General features: G+C 62.4%; 17 protein-coding genes and 2 tRNA genes. 4 read left to right on the forward strand and 15 right to left on the reverse strand.

Going from position 1 to position 18463, the window contains the following annotated elements; translation table 11 throughout:
* Positions 1–324: 324 nt before the first annotated feature.
* From JAB8_RS20930 to hisC, 7 genes are all read right to left on the reverse strand, one after another.
* Entirely contained in the window at positions 325–1335 is a 1011-nt protein-coding gene (locus JAB8_RS20930) for a porin (RefSeq protein ID WP_070291275.1), read from the reverse strand.
* Between the two features lie 91 nt (positions 1336–1426).
* Positions 1427–2242: a thiazole synthase gene (locus tag JAB8_RS20935; RefSeq protein WP_070225017.1), complete on the reverse strand. Its 816-nt coding sequence runs from the start codon at positions 2240–2242 to the stop codon at positions 1427–1429.
* Positions 2243–2266: 24 nt separating this feature from the next.
* The gene (locus tag JAB8_RS20940) at positions 2267–3586 is read right to left on the reverse strand and encodes a D-amino acid dehydrogenase (RefSeq protein ID WP_070291276.1); all 1320 of its coding nucleotides are present in this window, start codon (positions 3584–3586) and stop codon (positions 2267–2269) included.
* A 16-nt stretch (positions 3587–3602) separates the two neighbouring features.
* Positions 3603–4667 carry a YeiH family protein gene (locus JAB8_RS20945; protein ID WP_083287284.1) on the reverse strand — a complete coding sequence of 355 codons (1065 nt, stop codon included), beginning with the start codon at positions 4665–4667 and terminating at the stop codon, positions 3603–3605.
* Positions 4668–4873: 206 nt separating this feature from the next.
* On the reverse strand, positions 4874–5743 hold the full coding sequence (locus JAB8_RS20950; protein WP_070291277.1) for an NAD(P)-dependent oxidoreductase: 870 nt from the start codon (positions 5741–5743) through the stop codon (positions 4874–4876).
* Between the two features lie 63 nt (positions 5744–5806).
* Positions 5807–6244: a GNAT family N-acetyltransferase gene (locus tag JAB8_RS20955; RefSeq protein WP_070291278.1), complete on the reverse strand. Its 438-nt coding sequence runs from the start codon at positions 6242–6244 to the stop codon at positions 5807–5809.
* A 4-nt stretch (positions 6245–6248) separates the two neighbouring features.
* Positions 6249–7304 carry a histidinol-phosphate transaminase gene (gene hisC, locus JAB8_RS20960; protein WP_070291279.1) on the reverse strand — a complete coding sequence of 352 codons (1056 nt, stop codon included), beginning with the start codon at positions 7302–7304 and terminating at the stop codon, positions 6249–6251.
* Positions 7305–7391: 87 nt separating this feature from the next.
* Between hisC and JAB8_RS20965 the strand changes: the two genes are divergently transcribed.
* Positions 7392–7673 carry a hypothetical protein gene (locus tag JAB8_RS20965; protein ID WP_070291280.1) on the forward strand — a complete coding sequence of 94 codons (282 nt, stop codon included), beginning with the start codon at positions 7392–7394 and terminating at the stop codon, positions 7671–7673.
* A 167-nt stretch (positions 7674–7840) separates the two neighbouring features.
* Here JAB8_RS20965 and JAB8_RS20970 read toward each other — a convergent pair.
* From JAB8_RS20970 to JAB8_RS20990, 5 genes are all read right to left on the reverse strand, one after another.
* Positions 7841–7930: transfer RNA gene (locus JAB8_RS20970), tRNA-Ser, on the reverse strand.
* Positions 7931–8271: 341 nt separating this feature from the next.
* Positions 8272–8361: transfer RNA gene (locus JAB8_RS20975), tRNA-Ser, on the reverse strand.
* Between the two features lie 113 nt (positions 8362–8474).
* The gene (gene serS, locus JAB8_RS20980) at positions 8475–9764 is read right to left on the reverse strand and encodes a serine--tRNA ligase (RefSeq protein WP_070225012.1); all 1290 of its coding nucleotides are present in this window, start codon (positions 9762–9764) and stop codon (positions 8475–8477) included.
* Positions 9765–9899: 135 nt separating this feature from the next.
* Positions 9900–10103: a hypothetical protein gene (locus tag JAB8_RS20985; RefSeq protein WP_070291281.1), complete on the reverse strand. Its 204-nt coding sequence runs from the start codon at positions 10101–10103 to the stop codon at positions 9900–9902.
* Positions 10104–10252: 149 nt separating this feature from the next.
* Positions 10253–11674, reverse strand: a complete 1422-nt coding sequence (locus tag JAB8_RS20990; protein WP_070291406.1) for a PLP-dependent aminotransferase family protein — start codon at positions 11672–11674, stop codon at positions 10253–10255.
* Between the two features lie 180 nt (positions 11675–11854).
* Between JAB8_RS20990 and JAB8_RS20995 the strand changes: the two genes are divergently transcribed.
* Together JAB8_RS20995 and JAB8_RS21000 are read left to right on the forward strand one after the other, a co-directional pair.
* The gene (locus JAB8_RS20995) at positions 11855–12145 is read left to right on the forward strand and encodes a DUF2917 domain-containing protein (RefSeq protein ID WP_070291282.1); all 291 of its coding nucleotides are present in this window, start codon (positions 11855–11857) and stop codon (positions 12143–12145) included.
* Positions 12142–12879: an NAD(P)-dependent oxidoreductase gene (locus tag JAB8_RS21000; RefSeq protein ID WP_070291283.1), complete on the forward strand. Its 738-nt coding sequence runs from the start codon at positions 12142–12144 to the stop codon at positions 12877–12879. Before JAB8_RS20995 ends, JAB8_RS21000 begins: the two co-directional genes overlap by 4 nt.
* Before the next feature lies 1 nt (position 12880).
* Here the strand turns inward: JAB8_RS21000 and JAB8_RS21005 are convergent, their stop codons facing one another.
* The 3 genes from JAB8_RS21005 to JAB8_RS21015 form a co-directional block, all read right to left on the reverse strand.
* A complete protein-coding gene (locus JAB8_RS21005) occupies positions 12881–14200 on the reverse strand; it encodes a replication-associated recombination protein A (protein WP_070225008.1) in 1320 nt (439 codons plus the stop codon).
* 72 nt (positions 14201–14272) lie between these two features.
* The gene (gene lolA, locus JAB8_RS21010) at positions 14273–14902 is read right to left on the reverse strand and encodes an outer membrane lipoprotein chaperone LolA (RefSeq protein WP_099410692.1); all 630 of its coding nucleotides are present in this window, start codon (positions 14900–14902) and stop codon (positions 14273–14275) included.
* A gap of 31 nt (positions 14903–14933) precedes the next feature.
* Complete coding sequence (locus JAB8_RS21015) at positions 14934–17294, reverse strand: DNA translocase FtsK (RefSeq protein ID WP_070225006.1); 2361 nt, start codon at positions 17292–17294, stop codon at positions 14934–14936.
* Positions 17295–17509: 215 nt separating this feature from the next.
* Between JAB8_RS21015 and trxB the strand changes: the two genes are divergently transcribed.
* Positions 17510–18463 (forward strand): thioredoxin-disulfide reductase, encoded by a 954-nt coding sequence (gene trxB, locus JAB8_RS21020; protein ID WP_034786153.1) that lies wholly within the window; start codon positions 17510–17512, stop codon positions 18461–18463.

The raw sequence follows: 18463 nt of genomic DNA on the forward strand, positions 1-18463 counted from the left end.
GGCCAGGGTTTCCACGAACGCTTCGGAAGGCGTCATCTTTTGCGGGCCGGTGGGGGTGGCCGCTGCGGCGGCGGCTTTTTGGTCGGACAAATCGGTCATGGCTCAGTCTCCTTACGGTTTTATAAAAAATCGGTATATTTTGTTCCGATATTTGAAATACGTGTTCAATTTAACGGTTGCGAAATGCGCTGTCAATGAAAATTCATGAAAAATCGGACTGTTTCATTCCTGAATCCGGAATCCGTGACTTAGGCCCATTCCTGAAACAACAATGGCGGCTTATCCGCAACAGACAAGCCGCCATCGCTACCTGCGCCGCCGCGTTTAGAACTTCAGGCGCATGCCGGCCGTGAAGGCGCTCGAGTTATGCCCAGGCAAGGGCACGCTGCCGCCGCTGGAGGCGTCGCCAACGAAGTTGGTGCCAGCGCCATCGTTGCTGATGCGCCCGTACGAGGTGTACAGGTTCGTGCGCTTGGACAAGGCATACGTGTAGCCGATGGCCAGCTGGCGCCCGCCGCGGCGCGCATTCGTGCGGTCATCCTTGCGGATGTACGAGGCCATCACGCTGCCCGCCGCGCCCACGGGAGCCGACGCGCCCAGCATGTAGTTGCGGAAATCCGTGCCCGCATCGTCCTTGTCCGTTTCATAGGCGGCGTGCAGCTTGGCGGGGCCGAAGTCGTAAGTGCCGCCCAGCAAGGTCACTTTCGCCGTGTTCAGCGGCGTGTCCTTGCGGTTGTCGTGCGCCAGGGTCAGCACGAGCGGGCCGTTGGCGTAGTCGATGGAAAAGTCGATGGTGCGGCCCAGCGTATTGCTGTCCGGCTTCTCTCCCAGACCGTACATGATCGATGCCGACAGGCCCTTGACCTTGGGCGTCTCGTACATGATGGAATTTTTCGTGCGCAGGCTGGCCACGCTCATCAGGTTGATCGAGGCGCCCGTCAGGCCCGTCTCGAAGGGGTCGATATTGTCCAGCGCCGTGAACAGCGGGTTGTGCTGCAAGCCCAGGTTCACGGTGCCGAAGCCGCCCGACAGGCCCACGTAGGCCTTGCGCCCGAACAAGGCGCCCTGGCGGTTGGCGCCCGTGTCCACGTCGAGGCCATTTTCCAACAGGAAATTGGCTTTCAAGTTGTTGCCCAGGTCTTCCGTGCCCTTGAAGCCGATGCGGCTGCCCGACTGCACGCCGGTGGCCAGCTTGGTGACGGAACCGTCCGCGCCGCCGTGCTCGGACGTGAAGCCCGCGTCGAGCAAGCCGTACACGGTGACGGACGATTGGGCGCTGGCGTTGCCGGCGAAGAAGGAGGCCAGGATGGCTGCCGCTACGAGTGTGTGTTTCATGTCATCTCCAGGTATTGTGGTTTTTATGGGTGCTTCAAACAGAATCAACAACGGTGCTGCAAACTGCGGTAAATGCGGTAAATGCGGCCACTCAGGCGATCAGCCCGGCCATCGGCGACGAGGGCGAAGCGCTCATGGCGCCCGCTCTCCGGGGCATGCGTCCGGCCAGATAGGCCTCGCGTCCGCCCTGCACTGCCAGTTTCATGGCGCGCGCCATGCGGATCGGCTCGCGCGCCGCCGCGATGGCAGTATTCATCAAGATGCCGTCGCAACCGAGTTCCATGGCGATGGCCGCGTCCGACGCCGTACCCACGCCCGCGTCCACCAGCACGGGCACCTTGGCTTGCTCGATGATCAGGGACAGATTCCATGGATTGAGAATGCCCATGCCCGAGCCGATCAATGACGCCAGCGGCATGACGGCGATGCAGCCGAGGTCTTCCAGCATGCGCGCCTGGATGGGGTCGTCGCTGCAATACACCATCACCTGGAAGCCGTCGCGCACCAGCTGCTCCGCCGCCTTTAACGTTTCCGGCATGTTCGGGAACAGGGTCTTTTCATCGCCCAGCACTTCCAGCTTGCACAACTGGTGGCCGCCCAGCAGCTCGCGCGCCAGTTGCAGAGTGTAGACGGCATCGCGTGCGTTGTAGCAGCCGCCCGTGTTGGGCAGGATCGTGTATTTCGACGGCGGGATGAAGTCGAGCAGGTTCGGCTCGCCCTTTTCCTGGCCGATATTCACCCTGCGGATGGTCACGGTGACGATCTCGGCGCCGCTTTCCTCGATGGCGAGGCGCGTCTCCTCGAAATCCTTGTATTTACCGGTGCCCACCAGCAGGCGCGACTGGTAGGTGGTGCCGGCCAGGGTCAGGCCACTGGCGGGCGGGCGGGGGGTGGCGTCGTCTCTCATCGTGATCTCCTAATAAAGCTGGGGTCAGACCCGGCGGGTCTGACCCCGGAACTCCTCTGCCGCAGACTGCGGTGCCAAGCGTTGCCCGCAAAACGCAAAATCGACTTCCGGCCGCCGTCCCGACACGAGGTCGGCGATCGCCCTGCCCGCGCCGCAGCCCATGGTCCAGCCCAGGGTGCCGTGGCCCGTGTTGAGGAACAGCTGGCGGTAGCGCGTGGCGCCGATGTAGGGGACGTTCGACGGTGTCAGGGGGCGCAGGCCGGCCCAGTAGACGGGATCGCCGTAATCGCAGGCATCGGGGAACAGCGCCTGCACGCGGCGCGTGATGGCGGCGCAGCGCACGGGGTTGAGTTCGCGCGTGTAGCCGTTCAGCTCGCACGTGCCCGCCACGCGCAGGCGCTCGCCCAGGCGCGAAAACACGAGTTTGTGGCCGTCGTCCGTCAGCGATACGCTGGGTGCGGCGGCGGAATCAAGAATCGGATACGTGGCCGAGTAGCCCTTGCCCGGATACAACATCAGCCGGATGCCCAGCGGCTGCAGCAGCGGTGCGGAAAAGCTGCCCATGGCCACCACCACGGCGTCCGCGTATTCCAGCCGGTGGCGCCCCTGCGCATCGATGCATTCCACGCCCGTGATGCGTGCGCCATTCGCACCATCTTCCAGCAGCCGCGTCACCGTCGTGCAGTACTGGAAATCCACGCCGGCCGCCGCCGCGCGGGCGGCCAGCGCCGTGGTAAACAGATGCACGTCGCCCGACTCGTCGCTGGCCGTGAAGTCGCCTCCCACGATACGGCTGCGCGCGTGGCGCAAGGCCGGCTCCAATCGAATCACTTCATCGGCGCTGACGGTATTGCGCGGACAGCCCAGTTCGCGCAGGAGCGCGGCGCCCGCTTGCGATTTATCAAACTCCTGCTCGTCCGTATAGAAATGCAAAATGCCCCGTTCCAGGTGATCATAGGTAATCCCCGTCTCGCGACGCAAGGCTTGCAGGCTCTGGCGGCTGTACTCGGCCAGGGCGACGATCTGGCGCATGTTGCGCGCCACCCTGGACGGCAGGCATTCGCGCAGGTAGTGCAAGGCCCACTGCCATTGCAGCGGGTCCAGGCGGGGACGGAACAGCAGCGGCGCGTCGTCCTTGCCCAGCCAGCTAACGACCTTGCGCAGGGTGGCGGGATTGGCCCACGGTTCCGCGTGCGAGACGGAAATCTGCCCGCCGTTGCCGAAACTGGTTTCCTGCGCGGCGCCCGCCTGGCGCTCGAGCACGCGCACGTCATGGCCCGCCTGGCGCAAATACCAGGCCGATGCCGTGCCGACCACGCCGGCGCCGAGAACGAGGACTTTCATGGCGGGCCCGATGCGCTTAACGCGTCAGCAGGACGGCGATGGCGACGAAGGCGGCGATCCACACGGTCTCCATCACCAGCATGATCACGGGACGCCAACCCAGCGAGGCCAGCGACTGGAACGAAGTTTTCACGCCCAGAGCGGCAATCGCAATGACGAGGCAGGCGCGCGAGGCATTGTTGATCCAGCCATTCACTTCCTGCGGAATCAGGCCCAGGCTGTTCGTGATGACGAGCCAGACAAAGCCGATCAGGAAGAACGGCACCAGCGGCGGCGCATCGACTTCGCTCTTGCCGTCCTTGCGCTTGAACATGATCGACAGGCCCAGCACGACGGGCACGAGGCAGGCGACGCGCGTCAGTTTCACGAAGGTGGCGACGTCGCCCGTATGGTTGCTGACCAGGTAGCCGGCACCCACCACTTGCGCCACGTCATGGATGGTGCCGCCGATGAACACGCCCGCTTCCGTCGGGTCAAAGCCCAGCAGCTTGACCAGCAGCGGATACACGATCATGGCCAGCGTCGACAGCGACGTCACGCCCACCACCGTCAGCAGGGTGAACTTTTCGTTTTCCTTGGTTTGCGGCAGCACGGCCGAGATGGCCAGCGCGGCCGACGCGCCGCAGATGGCGACGGAGCCGCCCGACAAAATACCTTCCGTGATCGGACGTTTCAGCCATTTGGCCAGCAGGTAGCCGAAGCCCAGGGTGGCGATCAGGCCGCCGACGACGATCAATAACGGCGTCACGCCCACGGAAGCAATCTGGTTGAAGGTGATGCGCGCGCCCAGCAGGGCCACGCCCGTGCGCAGCAGCACCTTGCTGCAAAACTCGATGCCGGGCTTGCAGGTGGGATCGGACGCGAGGAAGTGGAAGGCCAGGCCGAAGAACAGCGCGTACAGCAGCTGGGGCCCGCCGTAATTGCTGGAAATAAAGGTCGCCGACAGGGCGATCACCAGCGCGATGGCCACGCCGGGCCAGCTGCGCAGCACGGCGCGGGGACGCCAGATGGCGATGGCGGAAGACAAATAGGGGATGTTCTTGTCGACAACGCGCGTTATCGCTGAGGAGTTAGTTTTCATGCTGGTCCGCTCATAATGTTTTAAAAATTGGGACATTTCATCTCGTTTTTTAATAATACACGATGAGCTAGCGAAGTCCATGCTTTTCCATGAAAATCGAAACCAGATGTTCCGGAAACTGACGTTTTAATGGTATCAGCACCGTAAACGACAAGCGGCGCGGCCCTGGACAGGGACGCGCCGCTGTTTGCCGATTAACTGAAGACTTACTTTTTGTTCAAGCGGGTGATCAGGCTGGACGTGTCGTAACGGTTGCCGCCCGCCTGCTGCACTTCGCCATAGAACTGGTCCGTCAAGGTCGTCACGGGCAAGTCGCTGCCGTTGCGTTTCGCTTCGGCCAGGCAGATACCGAGGTCCTTGCGCATCAGGTCGACGGCGAAACCGAAGTCGAACTTGCGCTCGATCATCGTCTTGCCCCGGTTTTCCAGCTGCCACGATTGCGCCGCGCCCTTGGAAATCACGTCGACGACCAGCGCCGCATCGAGCCCCGCGTTTTCCGCAAAGGCAATGCCCTCGCTCAAGGCTTGCACCAGGCCCGCGATGCAGATCTGGTTGACCATTTTCGTGAGCTGGCCGGAACCGGAAGCGCCCATATAGGTGACGGCGCGCGAGAACAGGGCGATGACGGGCTCGGCCCGTGCATACGCCTGCGCATCGCCGCCCACCATCACGGTCAGCTTGCCGTTTTCCGCGCCCGCCTGGCCGCCGGACACGGGCGCGTCGAGGAAGAACACGCCCTGCTCTTTCGCCGCCGCGTGGATGGTGCGCGCCGCTTCGGCGGACGCCGTCGTATGGTCGATCAGGATGCTGCCCGGCGCCATGGTGGACAGCAAGCCGCCCTCTTCCAGGATCACTTGATACAGGTCGTTATCGTTGCCGATGCAGGTGAAGACGAACTCGGCACCCGCTGCGGCGGCGGCCGGCGTGGCGGCGCTGCTGCCCTTGTATTGCTCCAGCCAGGCGGCCGCGCGGGCCGGGTTGCGGTTGTACACGGTGACGTCGTGCCCGCCCGCCGCCAGATGACCTGCCATGGGGAAACCCATGACGCCCAAGCCGATGAATGCCACTTTTGCCATTTTGTCCGTCCTGTCGATGTGTGAATCCGATTATTGTTGCACAAACAGTCGCCGCCGGCAGCATCAAGGCGCGGGGGCGCGCCGATAATACAGGTCGAACTCTTCCTCGCCATCCGGCACGAAGCCGTGACGCATATAGAAGCGGTTCGCCTCGCTGCCGCGCAAGGCGCCCACGCGCACGCTCTTGCGGGCCGCATCGGCCTCGGCAAACACGCGCGCCAGCACGGACGCACCCATGCCTTGCCGCTGGCATTCCGGCGCCAGGTAGAGGTGGTCGAGCAGCAAATAATCCGCTTGCGGGCGCAACACATAGAAGCCGGCCAGCGCGCCGCCGTGGCGCAACTGCCAGGTGCAGGCGGGGTCGTAGGTGGACAGGAAACGCTGGCGCGCCCGCTGCGGATCATAGCGGCCGATGCGCTCCAGGCTGTCGCGCATGGCGGCCACGCGCAGGCTGGCCAGCGCCTCGCCATCGGCGCTGCTGGCTGGGACGAAGGTCAGCATGGCGTCACAGCACTGCGCGCAAGGCCGCCATCAAGGCGGCGCACTCGGCCGGGTTGCCGATGCTGATGCGCAAATACTGGCTGATGCGCGGTGCATTGAAATGGCGCACGATCACCGACTTGGCGCGCAAGCCGGCCGCCAGTTGCGCCGCATCATGCTGCGGGTGGCGGGCAAAGACAAAGTTGGCCACCGACGGCAGCACCTCGAAGCCCAGCGCCGCCAGGTCCGCCGCCAGCTGTTCGCGGCTGGCGATCACGGCCTGGCGCGTCTGCTGGAAATACGCTTCGTCTTGCAGCGAAGCGACGGCGCCGGCCAGGGCCAGCCTATCCAGCGGATACGAGTTGAAACTGTTCTTCACGCGCTCCAGCGCCTCGATCAGGTCCGCATGGCCGAAGGCGCAGCCGACGCGCAAGCCGGCCAGCGAGCGCGACTTCGAGAACGTCTGCACCACCAGCAAGTTCGGATACCGGTCGACCAGGGCCACGGCGCTCTCGCCGCCGAAATCCACATACGCTTCATCGACCACGACCACGGCGTCGGGATGCTCGCGCAGCAAGGTTTCCACGCCGGCCAGCGGCAAGTCCACGCCCGTGGGCGCGTTGGGATTCGGGAAGATGATGGCGCCGCACGGCCCTTGATAGTCTTCCGGGCGGATGCGCATGGTGTCGTCGAGCGCGACCGTCCGGTAATCGATGCCGTACAGCTTGCAATACACGGGATAGAAGCTGTAGCTGATGTCCGGGAACAGCAGGGGTGCGTCGTGCTTGAGCAAGGCCATGAAGGCCAGCGCCAGCACTTCATCGGAACCGTTGCCGACGAACACCTGCGCGCTGTCGAGTCCGTGGTAGGCGGCCAGGGTTTGCTTCAGTTCGCTGGCCGTGGGATCGGGGTAGAGGCGCAGGCTGTCGTTGGCCGCTTCGCGCAGCGCGGCCAGCACCTGCGGCGACGGGCCGTAGGGGTTTTCGTTGGTGTTGAGTTTCACCAGGTCGGGCAGTTTCGGCTGCTCGCCGGGGACGTAGGGGGTCAGCTCGCTGACGATGTTGCTCCAGAATCGGCTCATTGCTTTTATGGGTGGGGTCGGGATGGGAGGGGGTAGATTAACATAGGCTGAGCGGGGTCAAGGTGGCGGGGGGTGTCGAAGCCAGATATGCAACAGCGCAATAGCCGGACCGTGCACGATACCCTCGGGACACGGTTTGACAGCGCTGAAAGAAGCGCGGAGCATGAAGTGGGTAATGAGGAGGATACTGTCATGAGCGGATGGGGCGACACACAGGAGCGGGATACGGCGGATATGAAAATGGAGCATGCCGATTACGCGACCAAAAGCGATGTGGCTGCGGCCAGATTGGCCATGATTTTATGGTGCGTGGGGACGATGATTGCTACGTCAGCTGTAGTGTTTGCGGTGGCGCGGCTGGTGCACTAGCTTGCGTTGCGTTAGTGGGGTGCTGGCTTTCAAGGCCTGAATGGAGGAAAAAACGCCTTGCGCTGCGCGCTTTGGGCGGTTTTTCTACCTGCATTGATACGTTGGTGGTTTTTTTGGCGTTGCGGGCATAAAAAAAGCTCCCTTGCGGGAGCTTCTCTTATGTATTCTGGCGGAGAGGGTGGGATTCGAACCCACGGTACGATTTAACGTACGCTTGATTTCGAGTCAAGTACATTCGACCACTCTGCCACCTCTCCGTTTACTGCGGTCTATTCGTTCAAACTGGCATGCCTGTTTGAACGAGGCGCTATTTTAGCATGGGTGTTGTTGGGTTGGGTAGGGGTTTATTGGTGATTTGCAACTGAGGGCTGGCAAACCAAAACCTATCTGGGCGATTCGGAGAGCCCCGCGCGAGTATGCGCTCGTCTTCGAACCTGCCGCCTTGGCGCACGCGTAAAAACCAATTGGGCGATTCGGAGGGCCCCGCGCAAATATGCGCGGGGCTTCGAATCCCACGCGTACGCCCCGCAGGGGGCGTACTCCTCTTCGCCGCCACAAATAAAAAAAGCTCCCTTGCGGGAGCTTTCTCTATTTGTTCTGGCGGAGAGGGTGGGATTCGAACCCACGGTACGATTTAACGTACGCTTGATTTCGAGTCAAGTACATTCGACCACTCTGCCACCTCTCCATTTGCTGCGGTCTTTTCCCGCATTGCTGCGAGAAGGCAAGATTATAGCAGCCGCTTGAAAAAATGGAAGGACTATTTTAAGCCTTCCATTGCAGCAAGCTGCCTGGTCTTTTTTACGCCTTCAGATGCGTCAGGCCGCCCATGTACGGGCGCAGCACTGGCGGGATTTCGACGCTGCCGTCCGCTTGCTGGTAGTTTTCCAGCACAGCCACCAGGGTGCGGCCCACTGCCAGGCCGGAGCCGTTCAGGGTGTGGGCCAGTTCCGGCTTGCCGGCTGCGTTGCGGAAACGTGCCTGCATGCGGCGGGCCTGGAAGGCTTCCGTGTTCGACAGGGACGAGATTTCGCGGTAGGTGTTCTGCGCCGGCAGCCATACTTCCAGGTCGAAGGTCTTGCTGGCCGTAAAGCCCATGTCGCCCGTGCACAGCGACATCACGCGGTATGGCAGGCCCAGGCGTTGCAAGATCGTTTCCGCGTGGCCGACCATTTCTTCCAGCACCTGGTACGAGGTGTCCGGGTGCACCACTTGCACCATTTCCACCTTGTCGAACTGGTGCTGGCGGATCATGCCGCGCGTGTCGCGGCCGTAGCTGCCCGCTTCCGAACGGAAGCATGGCGTATGAGCCGTCATCTTCAGGGGCAATTGGTCGAGCGCCAGGATTTCATCGCGCGCGATATTGGTCAGCGACACTTCCGACGTCGGGATCAGGTAGAAGGTCTCGCCCTCGCCTTCCACGCCGCCTTTTTTCACCGAGAACAGATCGGCTTCGAATTTCGGCAGCTGGCCCGTGCCGCGCAGCGAATCGGCGTTGACCATGTACGGCGTATAGCATTCCGTGTAGCCGTGCTCGTCCACGTGCGTGTTGAGCATGAATTGCGCCAGTGCGCGGTGCAGACGGGCGATGCCGCCCTTCATCACGGAGAAGCGCGAACCGGTCAGCTTGGTGGCCACTTCGAAGTCGAGGCCCAGCGGGGCGCCCACGTCGACGTGATCCTTGACTTCAAAATCGAACGTGCGCGGCGTGCCGACCTTGCGCACTTCCACGTTGCCCGACTCGTCCGTGCCTACCGGTGCCGATTCGTGCGGCAGGTTCGGCACGGCCATGATGAATTCGCTCAGCTTGGCTTGCACCAGGGTCAGGGCCGCTTCATCGGCTTTCAGTTCATCGCCCAGGCCGGCCACTTGCGCCATCACGGCCGAGGTGTCTTCCCCCTTGCCTTTCAACATGCCGATTTGCTTGGACAGCGCGTTGCGCTTGCCCTGCAGCTCTTCGGTGCGCGTCTGGATCGCCTTGCGTTCGGCTTCGAGGGCGGTAAAACCTGCCACGTCGAGCTGGAATTTGCGCGTCGCCAGGCGTTCTGCGACGTTGGCGATGTCTTTACGGAGAAGTTGGATATCTATCATGGGTGGATGGCGGTGCCGATGTATCGAAAGCACTCATTGTACCAAGACCCGTTCAGTTCTTTATGAGTTTTGCACTCGCTCTGCCATCGTCATGGCGGCATGGCCGGGCACTCGCGCCCGCTTTACGGCGGATACTTAAATGAAAGCGGCTTTTTCGGCGGCGGTCAGGCGGCGGGCGCTGACGGTGACGACGGGCATCGTGCTGTCGGCGGCCTGGGCGATCAGGGTCGACGTGGCGCTCACCTCCACCGTGTTGGCGCCGGCGGTGGCGAAGCTGCTGCCGATGGCCAGGACGGCGGCGGCGATAAAGGCGATTTCCATGTTTTTCAGTGCGTGCATGATGTGACTCCTGGTTAGTTTGCGTCGTTGACTGCTGCTGGTATGGTGCTACTTTAGCCAACGGCGGCAAACAAGGCCACCGGCTTGCGACCAGCGGCGAAAAACAGGGAGCGAACGGTGAAAAACGGGGACTGAAACGCAAAGAATAGTTACAAGGCCTCATGCACCAGGCGGCCCAGCCGGCCGATCGCCTGCTCGATGCGCGGCGTCCACGCATTGCCGCAATTGAGGCGCAGATAATTGCCGAACTTGCCCGAAGCCGAGAACAGCTGGCCCGGCATATACGCCACGCCGTCCGCAATGGCCTGGCCATGCAGGGCCAGCACATCGACTTGCGGCGGCATCTGCACCCACAGCACGAAACCGCCCTGCGGCTCGGACAGCATGCAGTCGACCGGAAAGCTGGCCGCCACGGCATCGGACATGCGCGCGATGCGCTGCACCAGCGTGCGCCGCATCTTGCGCAGCTGCTGGTCGTAGCTGCTGCCCTCCAAAAAATCGGCCAGTACGGCCTGGAAAAAATGGCTGGTGGCGCCGCTCGACACGGTTTTCAGCAAGGCCACTTCCTGCGCGAAACGCCCGGCCAGCACATAGCCCACGCGCGACGCGGGCGTGATGGCCTTGGAAAACGAGGAACACAGCAGCACATTGCCGCTCGTGTCGTAAGCCTTCACAGGCCACGGGCGCTGCGGCGCAAAGCACAGGTCGCCATACACGTCGTCTTCCACCAGCGGAATATTAAATTCCGACAGCAAGCCCGCCAAGCGCTTCTTGTTGGCTTCCGGCATGACGCAGCCCAGGGGATTGTTCGCGTTCGGCACGAACAGGCACGCCTGCACGAGGCCGGCGCGCAGGGCCAGCTCGAGCGCATCGAGCGACGGCCCCGTCTTTGGGTCGGTGGGGATTTCCAGCGCCTTCATGCCCAGGCTTTCTATCATCTGCAGCAGCACGAAATACGTGGCCGACTCGATGGCGATGGTATCGCCCGGCCTGGCGACGGCGCGCAGGCACAGGCTGATCGCTTCCGTGCAGGAATTCGTCACGACGATCTCGCGCGGGTCCAGCTTGCCCCAGTCCAGCGCCCGGCGCGTGACCTGACGCAAAAAATTGCCTTCGCTGACGTCGTAGCAGCTGACCTTGCTCAATAACGCCGGCTCGCGCCGCGCCACCGCACTGATGGTGCGCTGCATGCGCTTGATGGGCAATATCTCGTCGGGCGGCCAGGCCGTGCCCAGCTGCACGATATCGGGCGCCTCGTTTTCCTTCAGCACGCGCATCAACAGGTTGTTGATGCCGACAAAGGCCGGCTCCTTCAAGTGCTGCGCGTCCGCGCTGCAGGGCCGGCGCGGCGCCCGGTGGCGCACGAAATAGCCGGACTGGGGCCGCGCATCGACCTGCCCCCGGTCTTCCATCAGGCGCAAGGCTTGCATCACCGTGCTGACGGAAATGCGCTTTTGCTGCGCCAGGTGGCGGATCGACGGCAGGCGGTCGCCGGGCGCGAACACGCGCGCGTCGATCAAGGCGCCCAGCTCGTTGGCCAGGTGCTCGTACAGATTCAAAGGCGCATTCATGTTCATCCCTTCAGTATGCGGCTGGCGCGCGCGGCACGCACAGATACAGTTGCCCGTTTTTTTGACAAGCACAGTGTACGATGAAGCGCACTGTATGCATGACAATTTCGGTTTCCTGCATCTGTCATGGTTCAAGCCCAGCGCCTAAGCTGTTCCTGTCCGCACAACAGGAGCGATGCCATGCAAACCGACCACGAATTACGCAGCGAACGCCCCTTGCGCCTGGAAAAAGCGCGCGCCAGGGTCATCGAATGCCTGTCCGGCACGGCCTGGATCACGGCCTATGCCCAGTTCGAGGATTGCGTGCTGCACAGCGGCGAACGCTACACGATACCGAATGACGGCCTGGTGCTGGTCGAAGCCGTGGGGAGCGGGCGCATCCGCGTGCATGGGAGGGCCGCACCGCGCCCCGCCCTGCTGCGCTGGCTGAGCCAGGCACTGCCTCACACACTCGCTACAAGGAATACATGATTCAACAACCTTTGCGCGTCCTCGTCACGGGCGCCGCCGGCATCATCGGCACCGTTTTCTGGAAGCGCCGGCACGGGGAATTCTCCCTGCGCCTGGCCGACCTGCACACGGACGGGCTGACGCAAGCGCCCTGCCCGTCCATGCAGCTCGACGTCAGCGACCATGCCGCCTGCCTGGCCGCCTGCGCCGGCGTTGACGTGGTGCTGCATCTGGCCGGCGTGCCGCATGCAAGCGCCGATTTCGACGCGCAATTGCTGCAGCCGAACATCGTCGGCACGCACAACATCTTCCGCGCGGCACAGGCACAGGGGGTGAAAAGAGTGGTGTTTGCCAGCAGCGCGCAAGCCATCGAGGGCTATCCGCCCGACGTGCAAGTGAATGAGCACATGCCCGCGCGCCCCGCCAACATGTATGGCGCCAGCAAGGCGTTTGGCGAAGGCGTGGCGTCGGCCTTCGCCCACCAGCATGGCATGACGGCGATCGCCGTGCGCATCGCCAACGTGGCGCAGTTTGAGAAAGGTCAACAACACAGCGCGCGCGACATCGCCGCCTTCATCAGCGAACGCGATGTGGTGCAATTGCTGGCCCGCTGCATCGCGGCGGACGTGCCGCCCGGCTACCACGTCGTGCATGGGGTGTCGGACAACCGTTATAAACGGCTATCCATCGACGCGACGCGCCGGCTGGTCGGCTACGCGCCGCAGGATGACGGCTTTACCTTGCTGGGACTGTAATTCAGCCCTTGCCGGCCGGTTTTCCTGCTTTCCTGTCCAGCTCGCGCAGCCAGGCCAGCTTGTCGGCGATTTTACTTTCCAGCCCGCGCGGCACGGGCTGGTACCAGCCCGGCTCCGCCATGCCGTCCGGAAAATACGTTTCGCCGGCCGCATAGGCATCGGGCTCGTCATGCGCATAGCGGTAGGCGTGGCCGTAACCGAGTTCCTTCATCAGCTTCGTCGGCGCATTGCGCAAGTGCACGGGCACTTCCTTCGACTTGTCTTTCTTGACGAAGGCCATGGCCGTATTGAACGCGTTGTAGCCGGCATTGCTTTTCGCGGCGATCGCGAGGTAAATCACGGCCTGGCCCAGGGCCAGCTCGCCTTCGGGCGAACCGAGGCGCTCGTACGTCTCCGCCGCATCATTGACCATCGTCAAGGCGCGGGGGTCGGCCAGGCCGATGTCTTCCCAGGCCATGCGCACGATGCGCCGCGACAAATAGCGCGGGTCGGCGCCGCCGTCGATCATGCGGCAAAACCAATACAAGGCTGCATCCGGGTTCGAACCGCGCACGGACTTGTGCAGGGCAGAAATCTGATCATAGAAATTGTCGCCGCCCTTGTCGAAGCGGCGCGAATTGAGGGTCAGCGCATTGTCGACGAAGGCCGCGTCGATGGTGGTCGTGCCCGTCGAGCTGGCGGCCGTCTCGGCCTGTTCCAGCAAGTTCAAAAAGCGGCGCGCATCGCCATCCGCATAGCCGATAAGGGTGTCGGCCGCCGCTTCGTCGAATGTCAGGTGCGTCAGCGCCGTGCTTTGCGCCTTGGCCAGCAACTGCTTCATCTCGTCTTCGTTGAGCGATTTCAACACATACACTTGCGCGCGCGACAGCAGCGCCGAGTTCACTTCGAAGCTGGGGTTTTCGGTGGTGGCGCCGATGAACGTCACCAGGCCCGACTCGACAAAGGGCAGCAAGGCATCCTGCTGCGATTTATTAAACCGGTGGATTTCGTCGACGAACAATAAAGTGTGCTTGCCGAACTGGTCCAGGCTGTGGCGGGCCTGGTCCATGGCCGCGCGAATATCTTTCACGCCCGCAAACACGGCCGACAGGGCGATGAATTCGCTGTCAAACGCGTTTGCCATCAGGCGCGCCAAGGTCGTCTTGCCCACGCCGGGCGGTCCCCACAAGATCATCGAATGGGCCTTGCCCGCCTCGAACGCCAGGCGCAGCGGCTTGCCGACGCCCAGCAAATGCGTCTGGCCGATGACTTCGTTCAGGGTAGCAGGCCGCAAGGCTTCGGCCAGCGGCTGGCGCGGTGCGGTGGAAAAAAGATCCGCCATAATATGTACCGGGTAAGAATGCAAAGGCCCCGCATGGTGCGAGGCCGGTCAAAAAAACAGCACGTGAAAAACTTAGTTGTTGATCACGTCCGCGCCTTTAGGCATCACGAATTTGAAATGGTTCGCAGACAGTGCCGGATTCTTCTGAAAATTCTTGAACGCCAGCACCGACGTCTGCCCGAACGAGTCGCGCAATTCCATCGCTTCGGGCACGCCGTTGCGCAGGCCGATGGTGATTTCGTCGAAGGTCGTGTCCTTCGCTTTCGGCGTCGCCTTCAGCCATTCCAGGCCATCGCGCGTGCCCGCTTCGGCCAGGGTGAAATTCTTTTCCAGGTCGTTGCTGCCAAACAAGATGGCGGCCGGCGAGGAACCGAGCGCGTCGCCCAGTTTCTTGACCGTCACCTGGCTCAGGTCCTTGTCATAGATATACAACTTGTCGCCGTCCGCTTGCAGCAACTGCTCGTACGGCTTCAGGTAGGTCCAGATGAACTTGCCTGGGCGCGCGAACTCGAACGTGCCGCTGGCTGGCGTCGACACTTTCGCCTTGCCGCTGGCGTCCGCCTTCTTGACTTGCCGCTGCACGAACTCGCCCTTGGCCGACTTGGTGCCGGCCGCAAAGCTCTTGAATTGCTCGAGGGCACTGGCCGAGGCGCTGGCCGCGAACAGCATACTGCAGGCGACGCTGGCCGCGCCGATGATCATTTTTGCTGCGAAAGTCGTATTCTTCATTCCGTTACCCTTGTTCACTACTCGCCGCCGGCACCAGGATTTCCCGGTTGCCATTGGATTGCATGGTTGAAACCACCCCGCTCTGCTCCATCTGCTCGAGCAGACGGGCCGCGCGGTTGTAGCCGATGCGCAAATGACGCTGCACCAGCGAAATTGAGGCGCGGCGGTTTTTCAGCACCACCGCCACCGCCTGGTCGTACAGGGCATCGGCCTCGCCGCCGCCCTCGCCCGGCGCGCCGCCTTCGGCGCCATCGCCTTCCAGGGTGCCGCCTTCGAGGATGCCCTCGATGTAATTCGGTTCGCCCTGCAGCTTCAGATGGCTGACGACCCTGTGGACTTCTTCATCGGACACAAACGCGCCGTGCACGCGCATCGGCAGGCCGGTGCCGGGAGGCATGTACAGCATGTCGCCCATGCCCAGCAGGGTTTCCGCGCCCATCTGGTCGAGAATGGTGCGCGAATCGATCTTCGACGAGACCTGGAAGGCGATACGCGTCGGGATATTCGCCTTGATCAGCCCCGTGATCACGTCTACAGATGGGCGCTGCGTGGCCAGAATCAAGTGCAGACCGGCGGCACGCGCCTTTTGCGCGATACGCGCGATCAATTCCTCGACTTTTTTACCCACCACCATCATCAGATCGGCCAGCTCGTCGATGATGATGACGATGGTCGGCAGTTTTTCCAGCGGCTCGGGCGAATCCGGCGTCAGGCTGAACGGATTCGGGATATGTTCTTCGCGCTTTTTCGCGTCGGCAATCTTCGCGTTGTAGCCAGCCAGGTTACGCACGCCCATCTTGCTCATCAGCTTGTAGCGGCGCTCCATCTCGTTCACGGCCCAGTTCAGCGCGTGGCCCGCCTGGCGCATGTCCGTCACGACGGGCGCCAGCAAGTGCGGGATGCCTTCGTAGACGGACATTTCCAGCATCTTCGGATCGATCAAAATCAGGCGCACGTCGAGCGGATCGGACTTGTACAGCAGCGACAAAATCGTCGCATTGATGCCGACGGACTTGCCGGAACCGGTGGTGCCGGCCACCAGCAAGTGGGGCATCTTGGCCAGGTCGGCCACGACGGGCTTGCCGGCGATATCCTTGCCCAGCGCAATCGTCAGGCTGGACACGCCATCGTTGTAGACCTTGGAGCCGAGGATTTCCGTCAGGCGCACGATCTGGCGCTTGCTGTTCGGCAATTCCAGCGCCATGTAATTCTTGCCGGGAATGGTTTCCACCACCCTGATCGACGTCAGCGACAGCGAACGGGCGAGGTCGCGCGCCAGGCCCACGATCTGGCTGCCCTTCACGCCCGTGGCCGGCTCGATTTCATAGCGCGTCACGACGGGGCCGGGGTAAGCGGCCACTACCTTGGCATCCACGCCAAAGTCCGACAATTTCTTTTCGATCAGGCGGCTCGTAAATTCCAGGGTTTCCACGGACACCGTTTCCACCACGGGCGGCGCTTCGTCGAGCAAGGACAGCGGCGGCAGCTTGCCATCGCCCAGGTTCTCGAACAGATGCGCCTGGCGTTCCTTTTCCACGCGCTCCGATTTCACCACGGTCACCACCTGCGGCTCGATCTTCACGGGCGGCGCGGCCACGTGCTTTTCCACGTGCTTGGCCCGTTCGATGACCACCACTTCGTCGCGGCGCACGGCGGCCACTTCGCCCTGACGGCGGTCTTCGCGGTCCTGGTAGCGCAGCACGAACCAATTAAATGCGTCTTCGATCGCGCCGCCGATGCGTTCGGCCACTTGCAACCAAGAAACGTGGAAGAACAGGCTGAAACCGAGGCCGAACAGCAGCAACAGTAATAAAGTAGCGCCGGTGAAACCGAAAGCCACGTGGGCCGAATGCCCCACCAGCTGGCCCAGCACGCCGCCCGGATCGCGCGGCAGCTGCACGTGCAGGCTTTTCGCCATGCGCAGGTATTCGAGCCCCATGCTACCGATCAGCATGATGGAAAAGCCGACGATGCGGATCAGCATCTCGACATGGTGCTCGCGCTCCACCTCTTCCTCTTCCAGCAGGAAGCGCTTACTCAGCCGGCGATAGCCATTCCACACCGTGCGCAGCAGCCACACGCACCACCACCAGGCGGAAAAGCCGAAGATATACAGCAACAGATCGGAAAAGGTCGCGCCGAGCTTGCCGCCCAGGTTGGCCACCTTGTCGACATTGGTGGCGTGCGACCAGCCGGGGTCGAGCTTGTTGAAGCTGGCCAGTATCAGCACGAAATACAGGGCAAACGCGGCCAGCGCGAACCAGCGCGCCTCGGACAGCAGCCGTACCAGCCGGTTGGGCAAGGGCCGGCGTTCGACCGGTTTTCGGGTGTAGCTATTTTGATTGGCCTGGGCTGGTTTAGTCATTCTGGGAAGCGCTGCAAGGTGAAAAATGTTTCTGAAAGGGAATTTCCCATAATAAGGAAGTATTCTAAGCCATATATGCCCCGGACGGCCCCACGATTCGTCGCTACAGGCGGCTTGGTCTATAATCGAGGATTGCTTGCGCAAGCGCAATACAGCCTTGTTCTTCGCGCGTATGCCCCCAATTCGGATAGACCCCACTCATAGAGAAGCCTCCCATGACCACTACCAAACACGCCCGCGTTTTGATCCTCGGCTCCGGCCCAGCCGGCTACAGCGCCGCCGTCTACGCCGCCCGCGCCAACCTGAACCCGATGCTGGTCACCGGCGTGGAACAAGGCGGCCAGTTGATGACCACCACCGACGTGGAAAACTGGCCCGGCGACCCGATGGGCGTGCAAGGCCCGGACCTGATGCAGCGTTTGCTGCAGCATGCCGAGCGTTTCAATACGGAAATCGTGTTTGACCACATCCACACCACTTTCCTCAATGAAAAGCCGATCCGCCTGAAGGGCGACAGCCACGAATACACGTGCGACACCCTGATCATCGCCACGGGCGCGTCCGCGCAATACCTGGGCTTGCCGTCGGAAGCGGAATTCATGGGCAAGGGCGTGTCCGCCTGCGCCACCTGCGATGGTTTCTTCTACCGCAACCAGGAAGTGGCCGTCGTCGGCGGCGGCAATACGGCCGTCGAGGAAGCGCTGTACCTGTCGAACATCGCCAACAAAGTCACGCTGATCCACCGCCGCGACAAGTTCCGCGCCGAAGCGATCCTGATCGACCGCCTGAACGCCAAGGTTGCCGAGGGCAAGATCGTGTTGAAATATAACCACACTCTGGACGAAGTGACGGGCAACGAAGGCGGCGTAACGGGCCTGAACATCAAATCGACCATCGACGGCAAGGTCGAAGCACTGAGCGTGCATGGCGTCTTCATCGCCATCGGCCACAAGCCGAACACGGGCATCTTCGAAGGCCAGCTGGAAATGCACAACGGCTACATCAAGACCAAGACGGGCCTGGAAGGCATGGCCACGGCCACCAGCGCACCGGGCGTGTTTGCCGCCGGCGACGTGCAAGACCATATCTACCGCCAGGCCATCACCAGCGCCGGTACGGGTTGCATGGCAGCACTGGACGCCCAGCGCTACCTGGAAGGCCAGGAGTAA

It is taken from the genome of Janthinobacterium sp. HH106, assembly GCF_001758725.1.
Lineage (GTDB): Bacteria > Pseudomonadota > Gammaproteobacteria > Burkholderiales > Burkholderiaceae_D > Janthinobacterium.

Coding starts and splice junctions, on each gene's coding strand:
- JAB8_RS20930 (WP_070291275.1), bottom strand. CDS start 1,335: ATGAAACACACACTCGTAGCGGCAGCCATCCTGGCCTCCTTCTTCGCC.
- JAB8_RS20935 (WP_070225017.1), bottom strand. CDS start 2,242: ATGAGAGACGACGCCACCCCCCGCCCGCCCGCCAGTGGCCTGACCCTG.
- JAB8_RS20940 (WP_070291276.1), bottom strand. CDS start 3,586: ATGAAAGTCCTCGTTCTCGGCGCCGGCGTGGTCGGCACGGCATCGGCC.
- JAB8_RS20945 (WP_083287284.1), bottom strand. CDS start 4,667: ATGAAAACTAACTCCTCAGCGATAACGCGCGTTGTCGACAAGAACATC.
- JAB8_RS20950 (WP_070291277.1), bottom strand. CDS start 5,743: ATGGCAAAAGTGGCATTCATCGGCTTGGGCGTCATGGGTTTCCCCATG.
- JAB8_RS20955 (WP_070291278.1), bottom strand. CDS start 6,244: ATGCTGACCTTCGTCCCAGCCAGCAGCGCCGATGGCGAGGCGCTGGCC.
- hisC (WP_070291279.1), bottom strand. CDS start 7,304: ATGAGCCGATTCTGGAGCAACATCGTCAGCGAGCTGACCCCCTACGTC.
- JAB8_RS20965 (WP_070291280.1), top strand. CDS start 7,392: ATGCAACAGCGCAATAGCCGGACCGTGCACGATACCCTCGGGACACGG.
- serS (WP_070225012.1), bottom strand. CDS start 9,764: ATGATAGATATCCAACTTCTCCGTAAAGACATCGCCAACGTCGCAGAA.
- JAB8_RS20985 (WP_070291281.1), bottom strand. CDS start 10,103: ATGCACGCACTGAAAAACATGGAAATCGCCTTTATCGCCGCCGCCGTC.
- JAB8_RS20990 (WP_070291406.1), bottom strand. CDS start 11,674: ATGAATGCGCCTTTGAATCTGTACGAGCACCTGGCCAACGAGCTGGGC.
- JAB8_RS20995 (WP_070291282.1), top strand. CDS start 11,855: ATGCAAACCGACCACGAATTACGCAGCGAACGCCCCTTGCGCCTGGAA.
- JAB8_RS21000 (WP_070291283.1), top strand. CDS start 12,142: ATGATTCAACAACCTTTGCGCGTCCTCGTCACGGGCGCCGCCGGCATC.
- JAB8_RS21005 (WP_070225008.1), bottom strand. CDS start 14,200: ATGGCGGATCTTTTTTCCACCGCACCGCGCCAGCCGCTGGCCGAAGCC.
- lolA (WP_099410692.1), bottom strand. CDS start 14,902: ATGATCATCGGCGCGGCCAGCGTCGCCTGCAGTATGCTGTTCGCGGCC.
- JAB8_RS21015 (WP_070225006.1), bottom strand. CDS start 17,294: ATGACTAAACCAGCCCAGGCCAATCAAAATAGCTACACCCGAAAACCG.
- trxB (WP_034786153.1), top strand. CDS start 17,510: ATGACCACTACCAAACACGCCCGCGTTTTGATCCTCGGCTCCGGCCCA.